13 protein-coding genes are annotated in these 19590 nt (G+C 70.5%); 3 read left to right on the top strand and 10 right to left on the bottom strand.

The features are described 5' to 3' along the window. Positions 1-177: 177 nt before the first annotated feature. Complete coding sequence (locus FL311_RS00800) at positions 178-1527, top strand: cytochrome P450 (RefSeq protein ID WP_141322875.1); 1350 nt, start codon at positions 178-180, stop codon at positions 1525-1527. 29 nt (positions 1528-1556) lie between these two features. Here FL311_RS00800 and hppD read toward each other — a convergent pair whose 3' ends face one another. Together hppD and FL311_RS00790 are read right to left on the bottom strand one after the other, a co-directional pair. Beyond that, the gene (gene hppD, locus FL311_RS00795; RefSeq protein WP_194868992.1) at positions 1557-2630 is read right to left on the bottom strand and encodes a 4-hydroxyphenylpyruvate dioxygenase; all 1074 of its coding nucleotides are present in this window, start codon (positions 2628-2630) and stop codon (positions 1557-1559) included. A 158-nt stretch (positions 2631-2788) separates the two neighbouring features. Next, a complete protein-coding gene (locus tag FL311_RS00790; RefSeq protein ID WP_141322873.1) occupies positions 2789-4429 on the bottom strand; it encodes a cyclic peptide export ABC transporter in 1641 nt (546 codons plus the stop codon). A 164-nt stretch (positions 4430-4593) separates the two neighbouring features. Here FL311_RS00790 and FL311_RS00785 point away from each other — a divergent pair, with 164 nt between their 5' ends. Then, a complete protein-coding gene (locus FL311_RS00785; protein WP_141322872.1) occupies positions 4594-5610 on the top strand; it encodes a DUF4105 domain-containing protein in 1017 nt (338 codons plus the stop codon). Here the strand turns inward: FL311_RS00785 and FL311_RS00780 are convergent. The 3 genes from FL311_RS00780 to FL311_RS00770 all read right to left on the bottom strand — a co-directional run bounded on the left by FL311_RS00780 (position 5599) and on the right by FL311_RS00770 (position 8751). Further along, positions 5599-6348 carry a hypothetical protein gene (locus FL311_RS00780; RefSeq protein ID WP_141322871.1) on the bottom strand — a complete coding sequence of 250 codons (750 nt, stop codon included), beginning with the start codon at positions 6346-6348 and terminating at the stop codon, positions 5599-5601. The two genes, FL311_RS00785 and FL311_RS00780, sit on opposite strands and share 12 nt — an antisense overlap. A gap of 82 nt (positions 6349-6430) precedes the next feature. Beyond that, a complete protein-coding gene (locus FL311_RS00775) occupies positions 6431-7387 on the bottom strand; it encodes a ketopantoate reductase family protein (protein WP_141322870.1) in 957 nt (318 codons plus the stop codon). 56 nt (positions 7388-7443) lie between these two features. Further along, on the bottom strand, positions 7444-8751 hold the full coding sequence (locus FL311_RS00770) for a styrene monooxygenase/indole monooxygenase family protein (protein ID WP_141322869.1): 1308 nt from the start codon (positions 8749-8751) through the stop codon (positions 7444-7446). A gap of 240 nt (positions 8752-8991) precedes the next feature. On the opposite strand from FL311_RS00770, the gene FL311_RS00765 reads away from it, so the two are divergent. Continuing rightward, entirely contained in the window at positions 8992-10002 is a 1011-nt protein-coding gene (locus tag FL311_RS00765) for a hypothetical protein (RefSeq protein WP_141322868.1), read from the top strand. 1 nt (position 10003) lies between these two features. Here the strand turns inward: FL311_RS00765 and FL311_RS00760 are convergent, their stop codons facing one another. From FL311_RS00760 to FL311_RS00740, 5 genes are all read right to left on the bottom strand, one after another. After that, entirely contained in the window at positions 10004-11104 is a 1101-nt protein-coding gene (locus FL311_RS00760; protein WP_228556600.1) for a D-TA family PLP-dependent enzyme, read from the bottom strand. Between the two features lie 123 nt (positions 11105-11227). Beyond that, entirely contained in the window at positions 11228-13405 is a 2178-nt protein-coding gene (locus FL311_RS00755; RefSeq protein ID WP_141322867.1) for a prolyl oligopeptidase family protein, read from the bottom strand. Positions 13406-13573: 168 nt separating this feature from the next. Then, positions 13574-15061 carry a D-alanyl-D-alanine carboxypeptidase/D-alanyl-D-alanine-endopeptidase gene (gene dacB, locus FL311_RS00750; protein WP_141322866.1) on the bottom strand — a complete coding sequence of 496 codons (1488 nt, stop codon included), beginning with the start codon at positions 15059-15061 and terminating at the stop codon, positions 13574-13576. Positions 15062-15286: 225 nt separating this feature from the next. Beyond that, a complete protein-coding gene (locus FL311_RS00745; protein WP_141322865.1) occupies positions 15287-17233 on the bottom strand; it encodes a sulfatase-like hydrolase/transferase in 1947 nt (648 codons plus the stop codon). A 198-nt stretch (positions 17234-17431) separates the two neighbouring features. After that, entirely contained in the window at positions 17432-19513 is a 2082-nt protein-coding gene (locus tag FL311_RS00740) for a DUF4114 domain-containing protein (protein WP_141322864.1), read from the bottom strand. Positions 19514-19590: the final 77 nt, after the last annotated feature.

Raw genomic sequence — 19590 nt, 5'->3', positions numbered from 1 at the left:
GGCACCGTCGTCCGGAGCCGTGAGTGAGGAAAATTAGGTCGAAGGTGAAGCATGCCCTCTGCCTTCATCCCTTGTTTTATCTGGAATGTCTAGTCAGCCACGAACCGCTCTAACTCCTTGGTTTGTCAGGGGGTCAGGCTCTTCTGATAAACTGGAGAACTTCGCTCGCGAGACCTCATGGCATCGCCTCAAGCAGCTTCGTCCGCCCCCGGCCCCCGGGGTCTTCCCGTCTGGCTCAATGTCCTGCGTCAGGAGCACGACCCGCTGGGTTACTTCACCCAGGGTTTCCGGAAGTATGGCGACGTGGTCCGCTTCGACACGGGCGCGTCCGCGACCTACATGGTGAGTCATCCGGATCAGATCCGGTACTTCCTCACCGAGAACGCGCCCAACTACTCGAAGCAGGAGCTGTCCGAGGACCCCTTCCTGGGCAACGGGCTGTTCGTGAGCGAGGGGAACTACTGGCGGCGCCAGCGCCGGCTCGTCCAGCCCTCGTTCCACCGGGACCGGCTGGCGGGCCTGCTGGCGGGCATGGTGGACCTGGTCCAGCGGACGCTCACCGCGTGGGAGGCGGACGCCACCGCGCGGCCGTTCGACATGGCCGCGCAGATGGGGAGCCTGTCGCTGCGGATGACCACACGCGCGCTCTACTCGGAGGAGCCGGACGCGGCGGCGGCGGCGGCCGTCGGGCGGATGATGTGGATCATGAACGACCGGGGGACGTTCATGTCGCGGCTGCTGCGGCTGGAGCGGCTGCCCATCTACAAGAAGAAGTGGGCGGACTTCTTCGGCACCCTCCGGATGCTCAACGTCAAGGCGAAGGAGGTCATCGCCCAGCGCAAGGCCGGTGGCCCCCAGGATGACATCATGGCGATGCTGGTGGCGGCGAAGGACCGCGACACCGGCGAGTCGATGACGGACAAGGAGCTGCGTGACGAGTTCATGAACCTGTTCTCCGGCCACGAGGGGCCGGGCGTGGCGCTCTCCTGGGCCTGGCACCTCCTGTCGCGGCACCCGGACATCGAGGCACGCCTCGCGTCGGAGTGCGCCGAGGTGCTCGGTGGCCGCGCCCCGACGCTCGAGGACCTGCCCCGGCTGCGCTACGCGACGCAGGTGTTCGAGGAGACCCTCCGCCTGTATCCACCCGCGTGGCGACTGCTGCGCACGGCCAAGGACGCGGACACGCTGGGGGGTTACACCGTGGAGCCGGGCGCGTCCGTGCTCGCCGTGCCCTACATCTTCCACCGGCATCCGGAGTTCTGGCCGCGTCCGGACGTGTTCGACCCGGAGCGCTTCACGCCGGAGCAGAAGGCCGCGCGGCACAAGTTCGCCTACCTGCCGTTCGGCGCGGGCCAGCACATCTGCATCGGCAACAACCTGGCGCTGATGTTCGGCGCGCTGGTGCTGGCCATGGTCTCGCAGCGCTACCGCTTCCACGCCATCCCTGGCCGGCGCGTGGACATCTACCCGGGCATCGCCCTGTTGCCCAAGGGCGGCATGCCCATGCGCCCGGAGCGGCGCGGCTGAAGCGCCTCGAAGCAGCGGCCGCGCGCGGCTCAACCCACGGCGCGCGTGGCGTCCTGCTCCTTGGCGGCGTAGAGCGCCTGGATGTTGGCGCCGCCGAAGCCGCGCGCCTGGTGGCGCTGGATGACCTCGAAGAACAGCGTGCGCCGCGCATGCTGCGAGCGGGTGAAGACCTGGAGCAGCACGCCCCACGCATCGCGGTCCATCAGGATGTTGCGCGACTGGAGCTGCTCACGGGGGAACGGCCCCAGCGAGCCGAGCCGCGCCTCCAGCGCCTCGTAGTAGCCCCGAGGCGCGTCGAGCAGGCCCACGCCGCGCTGCCCCAGCGAGTCCACCGCGCGGACGATGTCGTCCGCCAGGAAGGCCAGGTGCTGCACGCCCGCGCCACCGTGGGCGTCCACGAAGTCCTCCAGCTGTCCCCGACGCGTGCCGGAGACGGGCTCCTGCAGCGGGAAGCAGATGCGCCCGCCCGCCGCCTGCACCACGCGCGAGCTCATGCCGCTGTACTCGGTGCGCACGTCCTCCTGGTGGGTCTCTTCGAAGCCGAACACGTCCACGTAGAAGGCCACCGTGTCCAGCAGCGTGCCCGCCCGCAGCGCGAAGGCGAGGTGGTCCACGTCGCGAAACAACGACGCGCCTCCGGATGGTCCCGCGTCCACGGGCAGGTAGACGCCCGGAAGGAACGCGCCCCCGGGCGTGTCCCGCTGGATGAGCGAGTGCACCCAGCCTCCGGGCCCGGCGAGCGTGGCCTTCACCACGCGCTGGCCTGCCGCCTCGAAGACCGCGGGCCGTGCCACCGGACGTGCGCCCCGGCGCACCGCCTGGTCGAACGCGGCGACGACGTCGGGCGTGCCCAGCGCGATGTCCCGCACGCTGTCACCGTGTGCACGGACATACTCCGCGACCTCACCTTCGGCACCCAGCGCCGAGGTGACGACGAGCCGGGCTGCGCCTTGCTCCAACACGAAGGAGCGCTGTCCCGCGAGCCCCGACTCCGGCCCGCCGCTCGCCACCATCCGGAAGCCCAGCGCATGGCAGAAGTAGTAGGCGGAGAGGACCGCGTCGCCCACATACAGCTCCGCATGCTCCACGTTCGTGAGCACCACTCGCAGAACCTCGATTCAGGGGACCTGAGTGAACCGCGCTCAGTCCGGTGCACGTGTCAGGCGGTCACTCCGTTACAAAAACCATTATCACGGATTGCCACTGAAAGCGTGACACTCAGGTATCCGAGTGATGTGTCGGAGTCTGTATCACCCTGTCTTCATGCGGGCACGGCCGCCACCAGGGGCGTGGAGGAGGGCACCAGCTGCCCGGCCTCGAGCTTGAGCACCCGGTCCGCCAGGTGGAAGTAGCGGTCGTCATGGCTGATGACGAAGACGAGCTTGCCCTGGTCCCTGAGCGCCGGGAGCATCTCGCGGTAGAAGAGCTCGCGGAACACCGGGTCCTGGTCCGCGGCCCACTCGTCGAAGACGTAGATGGGGCGGTCCTCCAGGAACGACGTGAGCAGGGCCAGGCGCTTGCGCTGCCCCTGGGACAGCGCCACGGTGGACAGCTTGCCGTCCTCCACCCGGACCTTCTTCTCGAGCTGCAGGCGGGTGAGGTACTGGCGGGCCTTGTCCTCCATGCCAGGGTGGTCCAGGCCGAGCATCCGCTCGAAGAGGTGGAAGTCGAAGAAGACGGCGGAGAACAGCTGACGGTAGGCGCGCCGGGTGGCGGCGGTGACGGGGACGCCGTCCACGCGCAGCTCGCCCTGCTCGGGGGCGTAGAGGCCCGTGAACAGCTTGGCCAGCGTCGTCTTGCCGCTGCCGTTGCCACCCACCAGGAACACCAGCTCCCCGCGCCGCAGCGTCGCGTCGATGGGGCCCAGCGTGAAGCTGGCGCCGTCCAGCTCACGTCGGTAGGTGTGGCCGAGGCCGACCAGCTCGATGCGCTGGAAGTCGCGCGGCATGCCGTCGTCGGACGCGGAGGGCTCCGGGTCCTCCAGCGACAGGCCCAGCTTCTCCAGCTTCTTCATCGCCACGTGGCTGCGCGACAGGTTGGGCCACTGGTTCATCAGCCCGTCGAGCGGCTGCTGCAGGTACAGCACCACCAGCGCGTACGCCGCCAGCGTGGACATCTCCACGTCCTGGAAGCGCGGCACTCCGAAGAGGATGAAGCCGATGACGGCCATCACCATGAAGCCGCCCCAGCTGCCGGTGATGATGAAGAGCTTGCTCGTCGTCAGGGAGATGCGCGAGACCTCCTCCGCCGTCGGCTTCAGGTCCCGGTTGAAGAAGTCCTCGCTGCGCGCGTGGTGGAGCTGCAGCTCCTTCGAGCCGTCGATGAGCGTGCGAAAGCCGCTGTACATCGCGTCATGGGTTTCACGCCGCTTGAAGAACTGCGCGTAGGCATAGCGGTTGGGCAGCGCCACGCTCGCCATCACCACCGCGATGACGCCCAGGATGAGCCCCAGGAGGGGACCGGACAGCCACGCGAGATACACGAGACAGCCGACCAGCGTCGCCAGACAGATGATGACGCCGGGGATGACGGCGATGGTGCTGTTGATGACGCTGATGTCCTCGGTCAGCGCGGCGAGCAGCTTGTGCGGCCCGGCCTCCTCCAGCTTGCGCAGGGGCGCCTCGAGGATGCGTCGACACAGCGACAGCCGCAGGTCCAGCAGCGCCTCCTGCTGCATGGAGGCCAGCTGGAGCTGGGAGATGATTCGCAGCACCAGCACGGCCACCGCCAGCCCCACGAAGACGGGCATCAGCGGCATCGCATCCGCCACCGTCCGGGACGTCAGGGCCTGATTCATCGCCGCGACGAGCGCCGCGCTACAGGCGCCCGTGAGGATGCCCAGCAACGCGGCGAGGATGATGGGCAGCTTCGACTTCTTGAAGAGCAGGGCGAGCAATGACACGACGGCTCCAGGAGACCCGGAGGGCTCTGATAACCGAGCCCTCCCGGCTCTCATATGTCATCGCCGTGCGAAGTGATACCCGGGGGCAGGCGGCTTCTCCGGAGAGCCGGGCGAGCCCGACGGGCGGGGTGGCGGTGGAAGGCGGGGCAAGGAATACTGGGGACATGCGATTCTCCTCGGGGGCTTCCAAGGTCATCACCGGGCTCGTCGTCCTGGGCGGCACCGGCTGGGCCGCGCTCGCGCTCGCGCTGACGGGAGCGGGGCCGGAGGGGCCGCACTGGTTGCGGGCCCTGGGCGCGCTGGTGGTGGCGGGGCTGGCCGTCTTCGTCTGGAAGAAGGGCTCGAAGCTGGGCGCGGTGGGCGTGGTGGTGGCGGCGGGCGCGGGCCTGCACTTCTGGGCCTTCTCCCACGCGCCGTCCAACCAGCGGGAATGGGCGCCGGACCTGGCGCGGATGGCCCGGGCGGACGTGGAGGGCTCGCGCGTGACGATTCATGACGTGCGCGACTTCCGCTACCGCAGCACGACGGACTGGGATGCCTCCTGGTACACGGCCACCTACGACGCGAAGGAGCTGACGGGGGCCTGGTTCATCGTCGAGCCGTTCTCCGGCTTCTACGGCGCCGCGCACACCATGGTGAGCTTCGGCTTCTCGGACGGGCGCTACGTCGTCTTCTCCGTGGAGGTGCGCCGCGAGAAGGGCGAGACGTTCTCCGCCGTGGGCGGGCTGTTCCGCCAGTTCGAGCTGGTCTACGTGGTGGGTGACGAGAGGGATTTGGTCCAGCTGCGCGCAAACCACCGCCGCGACGACGTGTATCTCTACCCGGTGAACGCGTCGAAGGAGCGCATCTCCGACTTCTTCCTGGACATGGTGGCGCGGATGAACGCGCTGCACGAGCACCCGGAGTTCTACAACTCCGTCTACAACAACTGCACCACCAACCTGGTGCGTCACTTCGAGAAGGTGAGCGCGCTGAAGGTGCCGTACGACCACCGCACGCTCCTGCCGGCCTTCTCCGACGAGCTCGCGTACGAGCTGGACCTCATCGAGCGCGACGCGCCCCTGGCCGACGTGCGCGCCCGGCACCTCATCAACGCGCGCGCCCTGGAGGCCGCGGGGCAGGCCGACTTCTCGCAGCGCATCCGCGAGGGCGCGGCCCGCGCGACGACCTCAAGCCCCTGAGGCGGCCTTCAGCTCCGGGGGCGGCGCGGGCGTCGTCAGGTTGCGCGCGTAGTGCGCCTCCAGCGTCGTGAAGTAGCCGCGCTCCTCCCAGAGGATGGCGAGCAGGCGCTCCGACAGCGACTTCACCTCGGTGCCCTCGCCGGGCTCCGGCGTGCGGGGCCCGACGTTGCCCGGGTTCCGGAACACGCGCGTGGCCTCGGCCATCAGCACGCGGCTGCTCGCGAAGAGCCGGCGCAGGGCCTGGTTGATGGGCCGGGCGTCCACCTCCGCGCAGGCCGCGACCATGGCCGCGTGCACCGCCGCGGGCTTGTCGCCCTGCAGGCTCAGCGCGTCCAGGTCGCCTCGCTCCAGCGCGTGGTGCAGCAGGTAGCCGTGGTGCAGGGACACCGAGGCCACGTCCACGCAGTCCTTCACCCACAGCACGAAGAAGACCTTGCGGAACACCTTCTTCACCGGCAGCAGCATCAACCCCTTGAGGTAGCTGGCCAGCCGTCCGCCCAAGGTCCTCCCCTGGCTGGAGCCCGCCAGCGCCTCCACCGCCTGGGTCGAGGCGCGCAGGCCGCGCTCCTCCAGGAGCGAGCGCACCAGCTGCTCGCGCACCTGGTAGAGCGCGTAGTCATCCAGGAACGGCACCGGGATGAGGGGCGTGAGCCCCGCGGCGACGGCGTGGAGCGCCACGCGCCCCAGGGGGGCGGACGACGGGGCACCGGGCGGTAGACGGGGGTTCGGCTCGCTCATCGCTCTCCTCTATGCGCGAAAGGGCGAATCATTGCATCCGGACCGGACCGCGCGCCTGCTCGCCCGGAGGGCTGCCGGGACGTCACTTCTGGCGCGCGCCCTTCGCGTGCGGCAGCAGCACGGAGTACAGCGTGCTCATCACGGGCGTGGGGACGCCGAGCGCGTGGCCGCGCCGCGCCACCGTGCCCTGGAGGTACTCGACCTCCAGCGGCTTGCCCGCGTCGAAGTCCACCATCATCGAGGGGCGCACCTCCGCGGGGACGCCGTCCATGTAGTTCATCACGTCGTCCGCCCGCGTGGTGGTGGTGACACCCTCGGCGGCGGCGACCCGGAGCACCTCGGCCGCCGCCTCCCGGAACATCTCCCGGAAGAAGGGGCCTTCCCGCAGCGGCCCCACCGGGGTCCTCGCGGCGGTGCAGAAGCCCGCCATGGGGGCCAGGAAGGCGAGCTTCTCCCACAGCGGTGCTCGGACGTCCGCCACCGCCTCCGCGTTGAGCCCCGCCTGCGCGAGCACGTCCCGCACGGCCTGCACCCGCCGCGAGACGCGCGAGGTGTCACCGAAGGCCTCACCCAGCACGATGCGGTGCTGCGTGCCCGTCTGCTTGATGACGCCCGGCTCGCTGATGGCGGTGGAGATGTACGTGGTGCCGCCGATGACCGCCGCCTCGCCCACGGCCGCGGCGACCTCGGACGGACTGTCCACGCCGTTCTGCAGCGTGACGACCACCGCGGTGGCGCCGCCCAGCGCGGGCTCCCGGGAGGCGGCCAGCAGCGTCTTCACCTGGGGAAGCACGCTGGCGACGTCGTAGTTCTTCACGCCCAGGATGACGACGTCCACGGGACCCAGCAGGGCGGCGTCCTCCTCGGCGCGCACGGGGACGGTGAAGTCCCCCTCCGGACTGAGGATGGTGAGGCCCTTCTTCCGCAGGGCGGCCAGGTGCGCACCCCTGGCGAGGAAGCCCACCTCATGACCCGCGCGAACCAACCGCGCGCCGTAGTAGCCGCCCACTCCTCCCGAACCGACGATGGCGAATCGCATGGTCCGGGAGGATAGCGAAGGCTCGCGCCCGCGCCACGACGCTTTCTGGGCGCCGGTCAGCTCGCGAGCGGCCGGATGCGCGTGCCCGTGTCCCAGCCCAGCACGCCCGTGGCCGCCAGCACCTCCGCGCTCGGGCGGCTCGCGTTCATCACGAACTCCGCGGTGGCCTCGGGAGAGGCGCACGCGCCCAGGATGCGCTCGGGAATCATGAACGCGCTGACGATGGCGTCCGCCACCCGGCTGTCGCGGCTGCCCGCCACCAGCAGGTCGATGACGTGCGCAGGAGGCGGCTCGAGCAGCGCGTTGGTCCACGTGGTGGCCGGCGCCACGGCGGCCCACATCCGGGCCTCGGTGTCGCGGCAGAACGTCTCGTCGAAGGGGCGCTCCGACAACAGCGTGTCGTGGATGGCCACCGCCAGCGTGAAGGCGGACGCGGACGCCGCGTTGGCGCCCTGGCCCGCGATGGGGTCGTTCGTCACGTGCGTGTCGCCCACCGCCATCGCATAGCGCCCCTCGCCCAGCTCGGCCCACGCGCGGCGCACCGTCGGCGCGAAGCCGCCCTGCAGGAAGTCCAGCGGACCGCGCACGCCGAACTCCGTCGGGTCGATGCGCTCGTACGTCGCGGGCGCGAAGCGGCGGAAGATGTCCAGCAGGCCCGCGTCGAACGCGGCCGGGTCGTCGTCCCGCTTGCGGGAGATCAGCGCCGCCAGCTCCGTGCCGGGAATCGCCTCGATGAGCGTGCTGGGCACGCGGCCCTGGCGGGTGATCATCTGCGACTCGAAGACCTCGCCCTGGCCGGGCACCAGGTTGACGTGCATGCCGAGCGGCTCCGGCATGCGCAGCCCCTTGAGGATGGCCGCGAACAACACCCGCGGAGGCTTGGTGTGCGGGGACAGCTCCGGCACGCGCGGGAACAGCGCGTTGAGGCCGTTGCGGCCGGTGGCCACCACCATCAGCGTGTGACGGCGCGACAGCGCCTCCAGCTCCTTCGCGTCCACCGGGCGGACCTCCAGGTGGCCCCCGCGCTCCACGAAGGCCTCGGCCAGGCGCGGCTGGTACAGCCGGTAGTCCACGCACAGGCTGGGCTCGCCCACCCGTCCCCTCAGGCTGATGAGCTCCGGCCCGTGCACGTGGATGGCGCAGCGGTTCATCGCCAGCTCCGGCGCGCCCCAGAAGTCCACCCACAGCTCCCGCTCGCGCGTCCGCGTGGGGGCGTGGTGCGTCACCGTGTTCATCAGGCGGCCCGAGCGCAGCGCGTCCGGCTCCTGCTCCGCGTAGATGCTGACCGGGATGCCCTGCGAGAGAAGCTTCAGACCCAGGTGCAGACCGGCAGTGCCGGCGCCGACGATACCGATGCTCGCCATCTGTCTCTCCTTCACTTTTCCCGAGCCGGAAGCTTCGAGGTCGGGGAGGCCCCCCCAGGGGATGTGGGGTTCCCCGGGTGTTCCGGGGTGTGCAGGGCTCCATATCACAATGCGAATGGAGTTCTTCAGATTGGACATACCCAGAGTCTTAGAGCCAAGGGGGTCTGGGGGGCCCCGTTCGCGAATGGACCGTTGGGTCGGACCTTGGGCCAACCCGTCCGGAGCCCTACAGTCCGAGGGATGAGCGCGGCTCTCGACGTGGTGCTGGAAGTGGGGGACGTCACCGAGGCGACGGCCGACGTTGTCTTGTTCAAGTTTGCACAGAAGCTGTACGGCGCGGCCGGGAAGGCGGTGCGGCTGCTGGAGGTGGTGGGGGTGCCGCCGACGCAGGTGTCGGTGCTGCCCGGGGAGCACCACTTCGTGGAGACGCACGGCGCGCTGGGCTCACCGCTGGCGCTCTTCGTGGGCACGGTGCGGCTGGGCGAGTTCGGCTACCACGAGATCCGCCAGTTCTCGCTGCGCGCGCTCAAGGCGATGGAGTCCAGGCCCGGGCTCAAGCACGTGGCGAGCACGGTGCACGGGCCCAACTACGGGCTGGACGAGGACGAGGCGGTGCTCGCCTTCGTGGGAGGGCTCATCGAGGCGTTCCAGCGGGGCTCGGGGCCCAAGGAGCTGGAGCGCTTCACGGTGGTGGAGGTGGACGAGCGGCGCGCGCTGCGGCTGCGCAGGGCGCTGGAGCGCGGGCTGGGGGGCACGCCCGGCGTGGAGCCCCTGCCCGGCGGGGGCTTCCGCGTGCGCCGCGAGCGCGGCTTCGTGCAGGCGCCTCCCATGGCGAGCGCGGGCACGGTGTCCAGCGCGAAGCCCCACGCCTTCGTGGCGATGCCCTTCACGCCGGAGCTGGAGGACACGTTCCACTACGGCATCCAGGGGCCGGTGAAGGCCGCGGGCATGCTGTGCGAGCGCGTGGACCAGGACGTGTTCGACGGGCCCATCATCCAGCGCATCAAGGAGCGCATCGACACGGCGAAGGTCGTCATCGCGGACCTGTCGCTGGCCAACCCCAACGTGTACCTGGAGGTCGGCTACGCGTGGGGCAAGGGGCGGCCCACGCTGCTGCTGGTGCGCGACGTGCGCGAGCTGCGCTTCGACGTCGCGTCGTACCGCTGCATCGTCTACCGGAACATCCGCGAGCTGGAGACGCTGCTGACGCGGGAGCTGGAGCGGCTGGACGCCGTGCGCGTGCCGGGCTGATTCACCAGCCGCGCGCCGCGACCTCCCAGGTCTCCATCACCGTGTCCTTGCGCAGGACGTGCAGCCGCTCGTGCAGGTTGACGGCGGCGCAGACGTGGTTGGGCACCACGCGCACGCGCTCGCCCACGCGCGGTCGCCAGGACGTGGACGAGACGTCGAGCAGGCCGTGCTCCTCGGAGACGCTGCGCACCACCAGCTCCGGCCTGTCCAGCAGCGCGCCGTAGCCTCCCGAGGGCGCGAGCCCCTCCTCCTTGGCCAGGGCCTTGGAGCCCGCGTCGAGCACCACCTGTCCGGGCACGGCGGTGCTCACCACGGTGGCGAGCACCGAGAAGGCGCAGTCGCTCCAGGCGCATGCGCCCAGCGAGGCCGTGTTGCGGTCATTGAGCACATTGATTCCGGGGCGTATCTCCGTCAGGCCCGGCACCTCGTGCGAGCGCCACAGCATGGGCGTCGAGCCGCCGCTCACCACCTCGGGCTCGAGCCCCTCGACCGAGAGCGCGTCCAGGAAGGCGCCCAGTCGCGAGCGCTGGTCCGCGAGCGCCGCGTCCTGCTGCTCCACCGGCGCGCGCACCTGGCCCGGATAGAAGATGACGCCGCGATACGCCACGGACTTCGTCTCCGCCACCGCGCGCGCCAGCGTCACCGCGTCCGCCGGCGTCTGCACGCCCACCCGCCGCATGCCCAGGTCCAGCTCCACCAGCACGCCCACGGTGCGCCCGGCCTGCCGCGCCGCGTGGCCGAGCCCGTCGAGCGCCACGGTGGAGTCGAGCGCCACGGTGAGGCGCGTGCGCGAGGGCAGGGCCATCAGTCGTGACAGGCGCGCCGGGCCCACGGGTGGGTAGGCGAGCAGCACGTCGTCCGCGACGGTGGCCATGACCTCGGCCTCGCGCACGGTGGCCACCGTGGCGCCCACGGCCCCCGAGGCGAGCTGCAGCCGCGTGAGCTCCGCCGTCTTGTGCGTCTTCGTGTGGGGCCGCCAGTGGAGCTTGTGCTCGCGCGTGTAGTCCGCCACGCGGCGCAGGTTGGCTTCCACGCGGTCCAGGTCCACGAGGGCGGCGGGCGTGGTAAGGGCGTCGAGCGGGGTGGGGGACATGCCGCGCATGGTGGCACGCGTGCCCGTGGCCACTCCAGGCGACAGTGCACCCCGGACATGACGAGGCCCGCGCACGTGTCCGGAAGAACAGTCCCGGACCCGCGGCGGGCCCCGTGCACGACGACGCTGTGACTACTGCGGCTTCGGCGCGGCCACCTTCTTCGCGGGGGGCAGGTACTTCACGCCCAGCTGGCTGAAGATGAACGAGTACGCGTCCACCTCCTCCTCGATGCGCGCGTTGAGCGGCGTGCCGGCGCCGTGGCCCGTCTCCGCGTCGGCGCGCAGCAGGATGGGGTTCTTCGTCGACGTGGCCGCCTGCATCCGCGCCACCATCTTGCGCGAGTGGAACGGGTCCACGCGCGGGTCATTGGCGCCGGAGGTGAAGAGCACGGACGGGTACTTCGCGCCGTCCTTCACGTTGTGCACGGGCGAGTAGGCCAAGAGCGCCTTGAACTGCTCGGGGTCCTTCACCGAGCCGTACTCGGTGACGTTGAACTGGCCGTTGGACGTGCGCTCCGAGCGGAGCATGTCGTAGAGGCCCACGCGGGCCACCACGGCGCCGTACGCCTCCGGGTGCTGCGTGACGACAGCGCCCATGAGCAGGCCGCCGTTGCTGCCGCCCTGGATGGCCAGCTTCCTGGGCTGCGTGTACTTCTGGTCCACCAGCAGCTTCGCGCACGCGTGGAAGTCGTCGAACACGTTCTGCTTCTTCGTCAGCGAGCCCTCGGCGTGCCACTTCTCGCCGAACTCCGAGCCGCCGCGCAGGTTGGCCACCGCGTAGACGCCGCCCTGCTCCAGCCACAGGCCCGCCAGCGCGTTGAAGCCCGGGGAGATGGAGATGTTGAAGCCGCCGTAGCCGGTGAGCAGCGTCGGGTTCTTCCCGTCCAGCTTCGTGCCCTTCTTCTTCAGGATGGAGAGCGGAACCTTGGTGCCGTCCTTGGACGTGGCCTCGGTGCGCACCACCTCCACGTCGCTCATGTCCAGCGGCGCCGTGCGCGCCAGCGCCGTCTTCGTCACCTGGCCGTCCTTGGCGGAGAAGCGGTACCAGGCCTGCGGCTGCACGAAGCTGACGTTGCTGAAGTACACGTCGTCACCGCCCGCGCTCACCAGGCCGCCGGTGGAGGACACGGGCGGCGTGGGCACCAGGCCCAGGTCCTTGCCCTTCAGGTCCACGATGCGGACCTGCGACGGGCCACCCAGCTGCTCGTTGATGTACAGGCGCGTCTTCGCGGGGAAGAAGCCCTGGATGCTGGCCTCGCCCTCGGGCACCAGCACCGTGGCCTTGTCCAGCGTCGGCGTGGCCAGGGGCAGGCGCAGCACCTTGCCGCGCGGCGCGTCCTGGCGGCTGAGCAGGTAGAGGGCGCCGTCGTGGCCGAAGCGGCTGCGGATGACCTTGTCCGCGAACTTCGTCACCTGCGCCCACTTCCCGTCGGGGCCATGCAGATAGAGCATGTACTCGCCGCCGTCGCCGTTGGCGACCATGGCCGCGATGTGCTTGCCGTCCGGAGACGTCTCCAGCTCCGTCATGGCGATGCGCGGGAAGTCCTTGCCCAGCGCGTACGTGTCCTGCTCGGTGGGCGTGCCCAGCTTGTGGAAGTAGACCTGCTGGAAGAAGTCGCGGTCCGCGGCCGGGCGCTCCTCGCCGCGCGGATAGCGCGTGTAGAAGAAGCCCGTCCCGTCCGCGTTCCACGCGAGCCCGCCGCCGGCCGTGCCGCCATTGACGCGCGGCACCACCTCGTTGGGCAGCGGCTTGCCGGTGGCCACGTCATAGACGGAGACGTCGCCGCTCTCCGTGCCGTTCTTCGACAGCGACACCGCCAGCTTCTTGCCGTCCAGCGTGGGCTCGAAGAAGTCGATGGTGGTGTGGCCCTTGGGGTCCAGCACCATGGGGTCCAGGAGCACGCGCTCCTTGGACGGGTCCTCCACCGAGCCGAGCACCGCCAGGTACGGCTGCTGGCGCGGCGGCTGGAACTTGATGACGAAGAGCGTGCCGCCCGCCTCGGTCAGCGCGCCGTAGCCCGGGGACTTCCACCCGAGCAGCTCGGAGATGCGCTGGCGCAGCGGCTCACGGCCAGGCAGCTTGTCGAGGATGGCGCGCGTGTGGGCGTTCTGCGCGTCGTTCCACTGCTTCACCTTCGCGTCGTCGGTGGCCTCCAGCCACTGGTACGGGTCCTTGACCTCCGTGCCGTGGTAGGTGTCGACGACGTCCTTCTTCTCCGTGGCGGGCGGCTTGGAGGGGCCCTTGGCCGCGGCCAGGGACGCCAGGGGCAGCATCAGCGCCGCCGCGGCCATCGCGGTTCTCAGCTTCATGTTCACACCTCGGAAGGGGGATTTGGCGGGCCGCAGCCTGCCATGTCCTCCCACCTCCAGGGGTGGGTTCCCGCCAGGGGAATGCCGCGAGGGGCCGGGTGTTGCCTCGGATTGCCTCCAGGCGCGCGGCGCGTCAGGCGCGCCGGGAATACCGGCCGTTCCCGCCTTCTACGGCGCGCGCAGCGGCAGCTCCACGAGGGCCGCGGCGAAGCGGTCGAACGCCTCGTTGGCGGGCAGCGCGGTGGCCTCGTCCATGTTGCCCAGCATCAGCGCGAAGACGACGCGCGGGTGCTCGGCGTCCCCGGGGCGCTCCACCACGCCCGCGAAGCACTTCTGTCCGGACAGGGTGCCCGTCTTCGCGCGGATGCGGCCTGCGGTGACGGGCGTCACCGGGCGGTTGGCGAGCGTGCCGTCCACGCCCGCCACGGGCAGGCTGTCCACCAGCGCCGCGCCATACGGCTCGCGCAGGCTGGTGAAGAGCACGCGCGCCAGGCCCCGCGCGGTGGCCAGGTTGTAGCGCGACAGGCCGCTGCCATCGACGGGGCGCAAATCACGGGCGGGGATGCCTCGGCGGGTGAGCTCCTCGGCCAGCGCGGTGCGCAGGTTCGCGTAGCCCTCCGCGCCGCCGCGCTCACGGGCGAAGCGCAGGCCCAGCCGCTCCGCGTAGAGGTTGAGCGACTCCTTGTTGGTGACCTTCACCAGCTCGGACAGGGGCGGACTGGCGAGCGTGACGAGCGGCTCGGGCACGGGCGGACGCAAGGGGGCGGGGGCCTCCAGCGTGAAGGGCAGGCGCGGCACGCCCCGCTTGAGCAGGGCCTCCTCGACACACGCGGCGAAGAGCACCTGGGGCTCGTCCACGGAGAGCCGCACGTTGGCCGTGCGCGGACACTGGTTGACGGGCGAGCGCCACACGCAGCGAACGCCCGGAGCGCCGCGCTGACGGGTGCAGGAGAGGTTGGCGCGCTCCGCGTTCGGGTCCACGCGCACGACGGTGGAGAGCGTGGCGAAGGCGGGCGTGAGCTGGACGTGGGGCGGCTGCGCGCAGTCCGCGCCCTCGGGGCGGGAGAGCGCGAGGTCCACCACGTTCTCGCGGAAGACGAAGGGCGTGGGCGCCGCGCTGTAGGCGTACGCGACATCATCCCAGGCCCAGCCGGGGCCGAAGGGAGCGTCGTCGTCGATGCCGCGCACGCGCACCTGTCCCTTCCACTGCCGCACGCCCTTCGCCTGGAGCGCGTCGGCCACCTGCTCGCAGGCGAGCGCTGTCTCGGGGAAGCGCCACGAGCCCAGGGACGGGTCTCCCGACGAGTCCACCACGAGGTCTCCGAGGAACAGCCCGTCGGTCAGCGTGCCCTCCAGCGTCACCGGCGTCTGGAAGCGATAGTCCGCGCCCAGCGCGGAGAGGACGGACGCGGTGGAGACGACCTTCATCGTCGACGCGGGCAGCAGCCGCACGTGCTCGCGGTGGGCATACAGCGGCTCGCCCGTCGTCGCGTCCAGCACGAAGGCGCTCGCCAGCGCACCCTCGTCCTCCAGCGTGGCGAAGAGCGAGCTCGCCACCGAGCTCACGGTGGGCGTCGCGGGATGTCGGGTGTGACGGCAGCCGACGGGCAGGGCGGCGGCGGCCAGGACGAGACAGAAGGAGAGGGCGCGGCTCATCACGGGCGCCACGCTAACGCCCACGACCTGGGGTGTCATGTGGCGCGACGGGCCCCGCGGGTCGCTGCGGCACCCCGGCCGTCCGGTATCCGACCCGGCCCGGGGACCTGTCGGGCGGACGCGTCCGGCGCCGAGCAGTCGACGAAGGGGGTCACCCGCCACCGGCTCGAGGACGGCGTCTACTCCGAGCTCGAGCCGGTGGGCGCCGCCGCCGCGTCCGAGTGACTACGAGGCGGGCCAGGGCGACAGCTTCTCCGCCTCGTACTTCAGGAGCAGCGCGTGCGTCTCGCGCGCGGCGGACTCGACCTCCCCGGGTGAGAGCCCGGGGGGCAGCTTGGAGACGAGGGTGGGGAACGGGCCGTCGAAGACGAGCAGGTTCTCCAGCTCCAGCGCGTCATTCTGCAAGTCATACAGCTCCCACTGGTCCGCGTGCTCGCCCGACGGGTCGAACGTCCGCGACAGCTTCCAGCGCGGCGTGCGCACGCAGCGCACGTGGTTGGGCTGGCACACCGGCCCCGGCGCGAGCCATGGCAGGTGCCCCGCGCGAGTGGTGCCATCGCGAAGCGCCTCCACCGAGCGCACGAACACCGAGTAGATGGCCTCGTCGTGAATCTGGTGCGGGTCGCCGGTGCGCGGCAGGGGCTCGGTGATTTCGTCGTCCGTGATGAAGAGCACGCCCTGACGGGCCGTCCCATCTTGCTCCGTCACCATGTCCGCGGTGCCCTGCACCAGCGGGCTCAGGTCCGCGCCGACGAACGGCGGCACGGGGTGATGCAGGCGCAGGTCCGTGCGGATGGCGTCGACCTCTCCCGGTGACAGGCCCGCGAGCCCCAGCAGCGTGGGCAGCACGTCCACGTGGCTGGTGAGCGCCTCGTGCTGCCGCGTCTGGGGACGCTCCTTCTCCAGCGGCATCCGCACCACGAGCGGCACGTGCAGCGCCTCCTGATAGGCGGTGTGCCACTTCTCCATCATGTAGCCGTGGGAGCCGGCGTACTCACCGTGGTCGGAGAGGAAGACGACGATGGTGTTCTTCGCGAGGCCACATTCATCGAGCGTGCGCAGCACGCGCTCGATGTGTCCGTCCACCAGGTGGATGAGCCAGGTGTAGTACTGGTTGAAGCGCAGCGTGGACTCGTCCGGGGCGGCGGTGAGCTGGAAGGGGATGCCCGAGTTGAGCGTGACGGCGACGGGGTCGATGGACTCCTTCGCCTGGTGCATCGCGAGCCCCGTCTTCGCCGCGAGCGCGAGCCCCATCTTGTACGCGTAGTCGCGCTGACAGGTGGGCTTGTTGGCCAGCGAGTCATGCACGTTGGGCGGCAGGTGCGAGTTCTCCTGCGGGAAGCCCATCGGGTTGAGCGGGAGCGTCCAGCTGCCCGCGACGGGCGTCGCCGACTGGCTGTGCTGACCGGGCACGAGCAGGGGGCCCACGGGACGCGCGTCCGGGTCCATCTGCCTGGGGAGGATGGGATACGTCGCGATGTCGTGCGGGTTGGTGAACGACGCGACGGCGAACCACGGCTGCGGCGTCGTCGACGGTCCGTCGGCGCGCGGCGCCGCATAGGCCTGCTCGGCCAGCGCGCGGTTGTAGGGCTGCCCCAGGCCCATCCTGCGCAGGAAGGTGCACGCGAGGTCGGCGAAGCCCACGTCCCGGAAGGTGCCCAGGTTGTTGACCGAGGACCCGTGGGGCTCCGGATAGGACAGCTCCCAGTCGTCGAAGCCGAGCCGCTTCAGCGAGTGCTCGGGCGGATTGGCGAAGTGACACTTGCCGAAGTAGTGCGTGTGATAGCCGGCCTTCTGGAACCAGTGGCCGATGGTGGGAATCCCCTCCGGCGCGAGCCACGGGAAGGCCGCCGCGTCGCCGCTCTTGAAGAGGCCGTCCGTCTGGGTGACGCCGGTGCGCGTGCCGTACTGGCCCGTGTAGATGGCGGCGCGACTGGGGATGCAGGCCGAGGCGGCGATGGTGTGGTTGCGGAAGATGGACGCGTTGCGCCGCAGCGCCGCGAAGCCCGGGAAGAACTTCCGATAGGGATTGTCCTCGCCGCCTTCGTCGATGAACCCCAGGAGGTCCTTGATGCCGGGAAGGAATCCTCCCCCCGCGCCATACGCGAAGCGCGGGAACATGAGCTGGTCCACTGTCAGCAGCAGGATGTTGGGGCGTGTGGGGTTGTCCATCCCGACAGCGATTGCAGCCACCGTGCCCGGTTGTCTCGGTGCACGCGGGGCTCGGAAGGACAACCCCGTCGATGCGCCATCGCGCGTCGCGATGGTACGCGTCTGCGTTCATCGCGGACGCGAGGCGGTGCCTGGGAGATGGGGTGGGAGTCGGACCCGCGAGGCGTCACGACTCCCGGCCCCTGCTTCACGCTCCCGTCACGGCGTGCGCGTCAGCTCGTAGCCGATGTCGACGTTGAGGACCTCCGGCTGGCACATGAAGTCACGCGTGCCGAGCGACGCCTGCCAGCACAGGCTCTGGCCCTGGAAGGTCGAGACATCCATCACCGTCTCCGACACGCCCGCGGCCAGGGGCGCATGCAGCCAGGTGGGCGTCGGGTTGGGCACGCAGGTTCCCGCCGAGCACACCCTGCAGTCGGGGGAGATGGCGTAGGAGGCGTAGACCTCGCTCGTGGAGGCGCAGTAGGGGCCGAACGCGTCCGACTTCCCCACCCTCACGCGCGAGACGAAGCAGCGCGGGTCCAGGTCCTGGGGCAGGGCCCCGAGCGAGGCGGCGCGCGCGAGCCCCGAGGGCTCGGCCTGCAACTGGAACACGACGTTGGCGAAGTCCCGGTCGCCGCCGCCATTGAGGTCCTCCCAGCCCATCAACCAGCGCCGCGGGTACGCGGGTGTCGAGGCCAGGGCCAGGTGCGGCATGGCGCCGTTCGACGCGGCGGGGACGACCAGCCGCTCCGAGGGGAGCATCATGGCGCCGTACTCGGGCCTGCGCAGCGTGTGCATGCCCAGGTCATCCAGCCAGCCACACATCGGCCGCCCGTTGCCCGGCAGGGCGCATGCGGTGGGCGTCGTGGGGTGCACGCGGTCGCAGGTGTCGCGATAGGTGCAGCCCTGGTTGAACTCGGCCGCGGGGCTGGTGCCTCGCGTGTCCATGTCCAGGTTCCAGGCGGCCTTGGAGAAGAACACGGAGACGGGGGACTGGAGGAACAGGGCGCACCTGCCATCCGGCGACTTCTTCAAGCAGGGGAACGTGATGCCCGTGTCCGCGGGCGCGTGCTTGCTCTCGTAGTAGGTGACGAGGAAGAAGACGATCTCCCGGTGACTGTCGATGGTGCCCAGGGTCATCTTCCGGTCGCGCGGCGTGATGCCGGGGTCGGGGTTCTGGGGGTTCGGCAGGCCCTGGGCCGTGTACGCGGAGACGTCATAGTCGGGGATGCCATCCGGCAAGGCCAGGCGCGCGTCCTGGACGGGCCCCATCTGATTGAACGTGGTCGCGTCCTCGTCGTCGTCCGTGAGGAGGACGGCGAGCCGGCCCAGCCCCTTGAAGTCGTTGTCCGGCAGCGCGGGCTCGAGCAGGTTGGGGATGCGCGCGAAGCGCCCTCGGTCCGAGTAGCCGTTCGGGTGGGCGTCGACGGCCCACTGACCCACGATGTCCGTGGTGTACGCGGTATTCCCCTGTCCCGGACGGGGATCCGCCAGCGGCTGACGCCGGTAGGTCGAAAGGCAGGTGGACCTCATCGCGAGGTCCGGCTCGCTGTACGTGAAGCCCCCCGAGACGAACGTCCGCGGGCACCGGGGGTTCACGCCGATGTAGGGCCGCGCCTGGGGACCGCTGTGCGGCGCGACGTTGTAGAGGTCCTCGTGCAGGTCGGCGATGCCATTGCCGTTGGTGTCGAGCAGCTCGTCATTGGCGCCGACGTAGCCGCGCGCCACGAGCTCGTCGTGGTACATCCACCCGAGCGTGTGGCTGGCGACGGCGCTCTTGCGCACCATCTGGAGCGACAGGAACACCGGCTCCTCGAAGACGATGCGCTCCGCGCTCATCGGCCTGTGCGACAGCGCGAGCCGCAGTGAGTCGTTCTCGGAGAGGGTGACGCCGTTCAGGTGACTGAACTGCGAGGCGGCGAAGGGCTTCTGGTAGTCGAGGTACAGGTCACCGCCGACGTTGAAGGTGAAGGCCACCTCGGACGTGAGTCCGTGGCCGTTGGTGATGGCCACCTTCACCGGCGCGCTGCTGGGAGGAAGGCAGTCCGGCGCGGTCCAGGTGACCTCGCTCGTGGTGGCGCCGTGGACGGGCGGCGCCAGCGCTCCCTCCGTGGAGGTCCACGTGAAGGTGAGCGGCGAGCCCTGTGGGTCGCTCGCCGTCACGCCGAGCACCGACGTGCCTCGTGACGGGACCTGCTCGGCGGACTGGGTGGTGCTCTCGACTCGCGGTGGCAGCAGCGCGAGCGAGGCGGGGTCCGCGTGTGCGCTCGTGGCGGCGAGAGACAATAGACAGCCCAAGGCCATCCACCTTGGGGCGGGGCGGGATTGCTGTGGCATGTGTGTCCTGTGGAGTGGCGTGGACCGCCAGGCGCCGT

Source organism: Myxococcus sp. AB025B (assembly GCF_006518215.1).
Taxonomy (GTDB): domain Bacteria; phylum Myxococcota; class Myxococcia; order Myxococcales; family Myxococcaceae; genus Myxococcus; species Myxococcus fulvus.
This window is presented reverse-complemented; position numbering and strand designations above follow the sequence as displayed.